Raw genomic sequence first — 7,207 nt, 5'->3', positions numbered from 1 at the left:
GCGCCATCAGTGGCTTGCGTACGGGGCTGTGAATTAGGGAATACCGCACAGCTCTGGCTGAGTGCCGGCGTAAGCGCTTGCCACTTGCCAGTGGTGGCATCGGTCTCAATCAATTCCCCAGCAGGCCAATAGCCAGGCTGAGGCTGTGCCAGAAGCGGTTGGTAGACATGAACCTGACCGCTGCGAGTGACCACGTCACCAACGCGCTGTGCGATCACGGATGCTGCTTTGTAATCGTCGGCTTGATGGATGAAGCCGCTGCGGGGGTAAACGCTTCCCCACATGTCACCCGAGGTGAGGCCTCCGACCTCTCGCCGTCCAGGAATCAGGGCTTCCGGATACACCGATTCGGGAACACCGTAACGCCAGGCGACGGTATCCAGTGTGCTTAGCAGGTAAGGCATGTAGGGTGTGGCAGCGCCCTGACAGGCATAGCCCGAGGCGCTGGCAAACTTACTGAATGTTGCTCCCCCGGGGTGACCGATGACGTCAGCGTTTTTGAATTTGGCGAGGCTGTCTTCATTGTTGTGATTGGTGGTTCCGTCACCGCCATCCTGGGCAAATGACGTAGGCGAGCTCAGCGAAGAGACTTCGACCCAAGGATTTTCGCCGGTATTCGAGTAGCTAGAAACCACCGCGTCCGGAACGAAGTGGCGAACCTTGGTAGACGTTTTGACCTTGCATCCAAACGGCGTGCAAAGCAGCCAATAGCAGATACCGACCACTTTGTATTCCAGGCAGTCAGGCGACAGGGTAGAGGCGACTAGGGTGGCCGATGTCACTGTGCCGGCGGCGGCTGGCCAGGTTGATATCGACAACGCCAATGTCGCCCACGCCGAAGGCTTACGCAGGTTCATCGCGGCATATCTCCCTGGCCAGCTTCATGTGGATGCTTGGCTGCAGCACGCCACTGGGCAATGCGATGTTCCGCCGCCAGAACGTTGGTTTCGCCGTAAACGGCAAACTGGCGGTCGACCACCACAGCAGGCACCTTCGTGACCCCAATGCTCCAAGCGTCGACAAGACTCTGTTGAGCCAACGCCAGGTCTCTTTGCAAACGCAGCGCATCGCCGCTCTTGAGGCGCTTGTGCATGATCGCGATGGCTTGCTGCTGATTTGCCGGCAGGCCTTCCGAAAGTTTGGTCTCAAGTCGTTCTTGCTCGTCCAGGAGAATCAGCCGGGCATGTGCAGGTGCCTGAACGGGATGGTTTCGATCAGTAATCACCCATGTCTCGGCGCGCGCGAACATAACCTGGGAAGCCATGACCAAGCTCAGGAAGCCCAAAAGGCTACGTTTGGATCTGAAGCAATAGGTTCTGGAAGGGAGCATGAGGCAGTACCTGAAGGGGGTGTCAGGTACAGAAAACGCGATCAATGAACTGTCGTCAGTAGCAAAACGTTATCGGGACGATTGGGGTTTGGCGGCGTCTGCTTGAATCGTGCGCCCGCCATCCAGCAGGAAGCGCGATATCACTTTCGGGAGAGATGTGAAATCTAGGTTACGGGCGACATTGCTGGTCGGTAGCCAGCTCCGAGATTATGATATTGAGCCCGTCAGATGCATTGAGCGGGGCTGGGTCAGAAGGAATACCTCTTTTGCATCGAAAAGGCACAGGTAACGTCGTATGAAATTAGCATTGGCTCAACTAGTCGCGGTTTTGGCTTCAATCGGTCTGGGTGAGGCAGGGCAGCGCACAGCCGATCTGGCGTACACCGAAGCCGGGATGTTTGCTCTCCTCTTGGGAATTGTTCTAATGATGGCAGGCTTTGGGCACGAGCTTCTTGAGTTGCTGCGTGAAAAGTCTCTGATCTGATAGGCAGAGTTGCCTGTATGCCAGCTGGGGCCGTTCCTTACTGCGCAGAACGCACCATCAGGGCGTCTTCAAAACTAAGCAGGTCGAGGTCTTGTCGCCATAATAGTTGTTGATGTCATCATACGAGCACCAAGCTTGACCCTGCTCTGCGGCTGTGTCGAAGCATTGCTGGTATTGGGGTTTGGGGAGCAATGGAACAAAATACCATCGTAAGATCTGTCTCGGGCGTTCGGTATGCCTCAAAAGGGTAGCTCACCCCGGAATGGCTCTTTTGGATTGCGTTTAGACCAAGTGAGCCATGGCTGATAAGTTCGGCTCGTTTACCTCCATCAAGGACCACACCGCGATGACCTTTAATGATCATTTTTTCGGACAGGTCGAAATATCCTCCCGTCCAAGCGAAGCCATTCTTTCACTCTACCCGGTGGTGCAACTGGCGCAGCTGGTTGGCCGTGACCACTTCACAGCCCAGATGCGCCGGCTGCTAAGCGTTCATGGCACGTAGCCCTTACTGACGGTACCTCAGCGCCCGACTTTCCAACCTTGTTGCAGCACCTACTGCACGAGCAAATTGGTTACGTCCACCTGGGCCTGCGACAGGACATCTCCGAAGGTAACAATTTGGTCTGCACATTGGTCTTTGTGGAAGGAACGCTCGAAATCAGGGCCATTTGGACTGCTTACAAAGAGCTTAGAGCCTACGAGTTGGTCAAAACGCTGTTGCTTCCGTTACGTAATAGTGGCTTGGCTGAGCGTACCCTTTTCCACAATGATCAGGGCAAATTAGTGCGCCTGCCGAAGGATTCTGAAAACCAACTGCTGGCCGTTCTCTCCTATCATGGCGAGCCCTACAGTCAGGCAGCACATGGTGACCTTCACAATCTGATGGATCAGCTCGACGGTAAAAGCCGATTTTGAAATTGCTCCGGTGCAGCCGCCCAAGGGGCTACGGGATAAATGGGTTTCTTGCGCTTTCACTTCTGCGCAGGGAACCGTTCTGAGCGGAATACCACTTAGCTCGTTCTTTTGCATCTTTAATACCGCTGTCAGTAGGAAAAATACCCATGAACCCAGCACAGATCACGCGCTCCTCTCATTTATTGCTGCCGGTTGTTCCCGGCACCTCCTCCGAAGCCGAGAGCAGCCATGCGCAATCGCCGCAGCAGGTTCGTACCCGTGCGTTCGTCGCGTCTGGTGAAGTGAATATGGCGTTCGGACGCACGTCCACTGCAGCGGCGCAAGATTTCACAAGCCTGTTGAGTACCCTTCGACATGAGCTGGAGAGCCAAGCTCCGTCATTTCCGAGTGCAGCCGAACTCGGCAATCTGCTGGCCGAGGCTGCAATGGGCGAGCAGGGCGGGCATTGGCTGGACAGCGACGAACAGCAGGCGCTGAAAGGATTGATTGACCGATGCGCCAGCCAGCTGGCACACACACACGCGTCCCATGCTTCTCATGATCCTCTGTCCCGGGTCTGCGAACATCTGAAGACGGCGCGGCTTCATCAGTCAATAAGCCAGATGACCGGTGAGTCGCACGCGAAGGTGCGAGGCGTTCCGGATCTTCTTGCGTTGATCCATCTCGATCCCAAGGTTCTGGCCGAGAAGTCAGTCGATACGCAGTCCTTTGCGAAATTTGGCACCTTCATTCGCATGGCCAAAGTCCGCACGGCGGAGCTGGGTGAAAGCCTTCGTCTTCATTCCGAAGAAGTGGCTCTGTTGCTCCATGCTCATGCCGATACGCTTTTGCACCTTGAAAAATTGCCTGAGGCTTTGGCTGCATTGACGGAACATTGCCCGGATACGCCAACGCAGGATGATCTGTTCGCTCTGACAAAAGTGGCACGGGATTTGTTGGAGCAGTTGCGTAACAACGGCCTCTTGCCGCGGTCGGAAGAGGTATTGAGCGAGTCGGGCGAAAGGTTTGTGCGCAGTCGCGAGGTCGTCGAGCCTAAGTTGACGCGTGGTCAGGCATTACTGAAGGCGGGCGCTAATCTGGTGCGCAAGTTCGATGGCTACGGGGCGGTTGCGCCCATGGACGACAAGGGGCTGCTGGCGTTGATGCGCAGCCCGGCACCGCACCTTTCGCCCGCGCAAATGCATGCGTTTCTGAACAGACATGTGATTCATCTCACAGAGGGACAGCTGCACATCGTCAGCAATACGCAGGTGCCGCCCGCCCGTGTGGACGACATCGAAGCTCAGGGCGGTATGCAGTTCGACGAAAAACTGCGTCAGTCCCTGGCCAATGGCTCTCTGCTGTTGACCGAGGAGCAACTGGCCGATCTCGAACAGCAGCCTAAGGCTGCTACCACGATGTCTGAGGGGCTCAGGCCGTTGCTGGAAAAATCGTCGTCGACGCTGACCGAGGCGGAACGAGACATGCTTGGCGCGATCGTTCAGGCCAACGCACAGGGGCAACTCGACGCTTGGCGTGCCCATAATGAGCAATTGCCTAAGGTCCTGAACCGGTCGGGGCTGCCACCTTACGTGCGTGAGGAGTTGCTCAGCCTCAACAAAAGCATGAATGCCGAGCTGGGTACACTCAAGGACGGTGCCTCATTCATGAGTCGCGTGACCGCGAGTCCAGCGATGTTACTTGCCTTGGCACCATTGCCACTGGCGGTGGCGTTCGTCAGCAAGGACAACTCCTACAGCTCATCGCTTGTTGCGCATTTTACGAAGAATGCGGTTTTCATGGCCGGCCTGATGATGAACGAGCTGACCAATTCCCGGACCAACATCGACCACGGGCTCAATCGCTATTTCGTCACCGTGCTGGCCAACGCCATCGTGGCGCAGCCCACCTTTGCCAAGAACGAACATCTGTTGGAGAAGGTCGGTTTCGGCATCGCGACCGCTGTCATGTCGGGCGCAGCCACGCTTGGGGTGTTCAACCGGGAGTCGATCGCGTCTGCCTTTAAGATCGCGAAGAACAAACTTTACAAGCAGGAAGCGGGTGACGCGAACATCTCTGAGGAAGACCACCTTGCAGTGGTCAGACACTTCGACACCAGTGAGCATTTTGCTCAGCAGATGAAAGTGGCGACCGAAGCTTACAAGCAAGACAGCAACATCACTGACATCATGAACTCGAGCCTGACGTACCTCGGCACCAAGAGCAGCGAGTTCAAGGCCGTCTTTGATGTAGCCGATGCCGTGCGCGCCGGGTTGGAGCTGCCAGAGGGCGAACACAAGGCAGACCCTGATTTCTACACGAAAATGGGATTGGTTGCTTTGACTGCGGGTATCGGTGCTGCGCTGGTGTTGTTGATGAAGAGCATGGTTGGCAAGGCTGACTACGCTGCGGATAGCGTGTGGTGCGCCTCGGAAATGCTCAAGCTGGCCTTGAACCCTGAAGTCGACATGCAAAAGGCGGTTCAGGTTTTCAAGGAAATCGTTGGGCTGAATCTGGTGATGACTGGGTTTTTGGGCGTTAACAAGCTCTGGAATTTCCTCGACAAGGGCTTGAAAGGCTACGCCGCCGGTGCTGCCGTACTGACGGCGGCCAATCTCACTCTACCTGGAATGGTCGGCGAAGTTGCGGGCACAGCTGCCGGTAAAGGGTTGAGCTACATGACTGAAAAAGGCAAGGCGGCAGCATCCCTGGCCGGGAATTACATGAGTGCGACGCGCTTGGGGGCGGTTAGTGCAATACGGGCTGCGCGAATTCCCGGGGCCTCTATTGGGGGGCAAATGGTGGCCGGCCTCTATGGACGCTTTCGATATATAGCCAGTTCGCACCCTACGCCTGCTGTGCAGCAGTCGACTGGCGAGCCTTGAGTAGCGGTCACCTCTGCCAACTCTCACATCGCGAACAGCCCTTTATCGAGACTTTCGGCCATGGCAGTTATCAGATGGCGGAGCCGTGACCTGAGCTCAGTTTGTATAGGGCTGTACGACAAAACCACCGAAAATTCCATATGGCTGTGGACGCTGATCTTGGACTGACTCAGTTGCTGACACAAGACGGCCCCATTTCTTAGTCTAAAAGTCCAGCATGCACAGTGCTTAACGAGCTGGTGGGGAGGGTTATTAAAATCTCAGCAACTGAGTCAACCTAGCATCAGCGCCAACATTCCGGGTTGATTCTCATAAATTGCCCCACTGTGTGGTGACACGAAAACCGTGCCACTTCTACTGCCAAAGGCCCTTTCGGGCCAGTGATGTGCCGCGTTGTTTCCTTCAGGCACTGCCGGCAGCCTCTCCAGCCATTGATGAAATCCAAGTGAGCCATAACGACAGATCTGTAGCCGAGGCGAGCGCGCTTGCAAGGCTTGGTCAAAGGCTGGATTTATTCGTCAATCCTTCTTGCTGACCAGCCAGTCGATTGCTGAGAGCAGCACGTCACCGTCAGGTGCTCCCTGCAGCTTGATCGAGCGGCCAGATTGCTTGTCCTTGATGACCAACGTCGGTGTGGCGGTGATGCCGTCCAGGCTGGCTTTGTGAGCCTGGCTGATGACGGCCCGTTGCACGGAAGGGTTGTTAGAGGCGCAGTTATCGATGTAGCGCTGCCTATCTTCAAGCCCCGGGATTTGCGGATTGCCAGCAACTCCCGCACCGTTCGAGCGAGTGCGCTGATAAATCAGCTCCACGGCGAGCCAGAATGCGTCGTTGCCTCGCTCGATCCCTGCGCACTCAGCCCAGCGAGCTTCATAGCTCGCGGCGGGCTCGTGCATCGGCAGTGGAAGGTGATGCCACTGCAGGTTTACGTCTTGGTGCTGATCAACCCATGCTTTGAGCTGTGGAAAGTAATCCTTGCAGTACGGGCATTCCAGATCTGCATACTCCACGATGGTGAATCGTGCACCACGATTCCCGTAAACCCATTCGCCACTTTGCCTTATCTGCTCGACTGCCGGCGTTGCCGTGTCTCCTGATACGCCGGGCACGTGCTGCCTCAGTTCTGGCAGCCATAGAAAAGGCGAGAGAGCCAAGGCTACCGCACCGATGCCGTACAGGGTTTGGCGGCGCGTCGGTCGCCTCATTCGCAGGCCTCTTTGTCGAGGAACTGTTTGGCCAGCAGCTCCTGATTCAGCAGCGTGAGCAGAGCCTTCTGCGCGCTTTCAGGCTGTGGGTGATGCTCAAGCCATTGGTCCAGCGCCTTGTGCAGTTGGAATTCGATCTCTCGACGATCAACCGCGACATGTTTCACGACTTCCAAGTGCTCGATCAGTACGGGAGCGCAGATCTTCAAGGCCAGGAGGGAATCTTCCTGCGGGTCGTTGAGTATTTGAGTCAGGCTGTCGATCAGATTTTGAGTCAGGGCATCCATGGCTCTCATGCCAGGTTCTCCAAGGGTGAAGAGGGGAATGTAATGGTTGCCGGCTCAATCCCGCGTTTGCGGTCCAGCGCCTGGCCAACGGCCAGGGCTGCCCCAAGTTCATCCAGACC

8 protein-coding genes are annotated in these 7,207 nt (G+C 56.2%); 4 read left to right on the top strand and 4 right to left on the bottom strand.

Translation table 11 applies throughout. From position 1 onward, the window contains the following. Together ALO80_RS25600 and ALO80_RS25595 are read right to left on the bottom strand one after the other, a co-directional pair. A partial coding sequence (locus ALO80_RS25600) for a TIGR03756 family integrating conjugative element protein (protein ID WP_055011005.1) occupies positions 1-857 on the bottom strand: 857 nt, incomplete at its 3' end. Then, positions 854-1,330, bottom strand: coding sequence for a TIGR03757 family integrating conjugative element protein (locus ALO80_RS25595; protein ID WP_055011004.1), 477 nt, complete (start codon positions 1,328-1,330; stop codon positions 854-856). The genes ALO80_RS25595 and ALO80_RS25600, both read right to left, overlap by 4 nt. Positions 1,331-1,625: 295 nt before the next feature. Between ALO80_RS25595 and ALO80_RS25590 the strand changes: the two genes are divergently transcribed. From ALO80_RS25590 to ALO80_RS25575, 4 genes are all read left to right on the top strand, one after another. Continuing rightward, positions 1,626-1,814 (top strand): hypothetical protein, encoded by a 189-nt coding sequence (locus ALO80_RS25590; RefSeq protein WP_055011003.1) that lies wholly within the window; start codon positions 1,626-1,628, stop codon positions 1,812-1,814. Between the two features lie 298 nt (positions 1,815-2,112). Next, a complete protein-coding gene (locus ALO80_RS25585) occupies positions 2,113-2,319 on the top strand; it encodes a hypothetical protein (protein ID WP_055011002.1) in 207 nt (68 codons plus the stop codon). A gap of 38 nt (positions 2,320-2,357) precedes the next feature. Next, complete coding sequence (locus tag ALO80_RS25580; RefSeq protein ID WP_055011001.1) at positions 2,358-2,732, top strand: hypothetical protein; 375 nt, start codon at positions 2,358-2,360, stop codon at positions 2,730-2,732. 146 nt (positions 2,733-2,878) lie between these two features. Beyond that, positions 2,879-5,596 (top strand): HopW family type III effector protein, encoded by a 2,718-nt coding sequence (locus ALO80_RS25575; protein ID WP_055011000.1) that lies wholly within the window; start codon positions 2,879-2,881, stop codon positions 5,594-5,596. 518 nt (positions 5,597-6,114) lie between these two features. Here the strand turns inward: ALO80_RS25575 and ALO80_RS25570 are convergent. Both ALO80_RS25570 and ALO80_RS25565 read right to left on the bottom strand, forming a co-directional pair. Continuing rightward, positions 6,115-6,801: a DsbA family protein gene (locus ALO80_RS25570; protein WP_055010999.1), complete on the bottom strand. Its 687-nt coding sequence runs from the start codon at positions 6,799-6,801 to the stop codon at positions 6,115-6,117. Then, positions 6,798-7,097 (bottom strand): hypothetical protein, encoded by a 300-nt coding sequence (locus ALO80_RS25565; protein WP_055010998.1) that lies wholly within the window; start codon positions 7,095-7,097, stop codon positions 6,798-6,800. The genes ALO80_RS25570 and ALO80_RS25565 overlap by 4 nt, the downstream gene beginning before the upstream one ends. Positions 7,098-7,207: the final 110 nt, after the last annotated feature.

It is taken from the genome of Pseudomonas caricapapayae (genome assembly GCF_001400735.1).
GTDB lineage: Bacteria > Pseudomonadota > Gammaproteobacteria > Pseudomonadales > Pseudomonadaceae > Aquipseudomonas > Aquipseudomonas caricapapayae.
Note: the sequence above shows the minus strand (reverse complement) of the source record. Positions and strands in the feature narration are given on the sequence as shown.

Coding starts and splice junctions, on each gene's coding strand:
- ALO80_RS25595 (WP_055011004.1), bottom strand. CDS start 1,330: ATGCTCCCTTCCAGAACCTATTGCTTCAGATCCAAACGTAGCCTTTTG.
- ALO80_RS25590 (WP_055011003.1), top strand. CDS start 1,626: ATGAAATTAGCATTGGCTCAACTAGTCGCGGTTTTGGCTTCAATCGGT.
- ALO80_RS25585 (WP_055011002.1), top strand. CDS start 2,113: ATGGCTGATAAGTTCGGCTCGTTTACCTCCATCAAGGACCACACCGCG.
- ALO80_RS25575 (WP_055011000.1), top strand. CDS start 2,879: ATGAACCCAGCACAGATCACGCGCTCCTCTCATTTATTGCTGCCGGTT.
- ALO80_RS25570 (WP_055010999.1), bottom strand. CDS start 6,801: ATGAGGCGACCGACGCGCCGCCAAACCCTGTACGGCATCGGTGCGGTA.
- ALO80_RS25565 (WP_055010998.1), bottom strand. CDS start 7,097: ATGAGAGCCATGGATGCCCTGACTCAAAATCTGATCGACAGCCTGACT.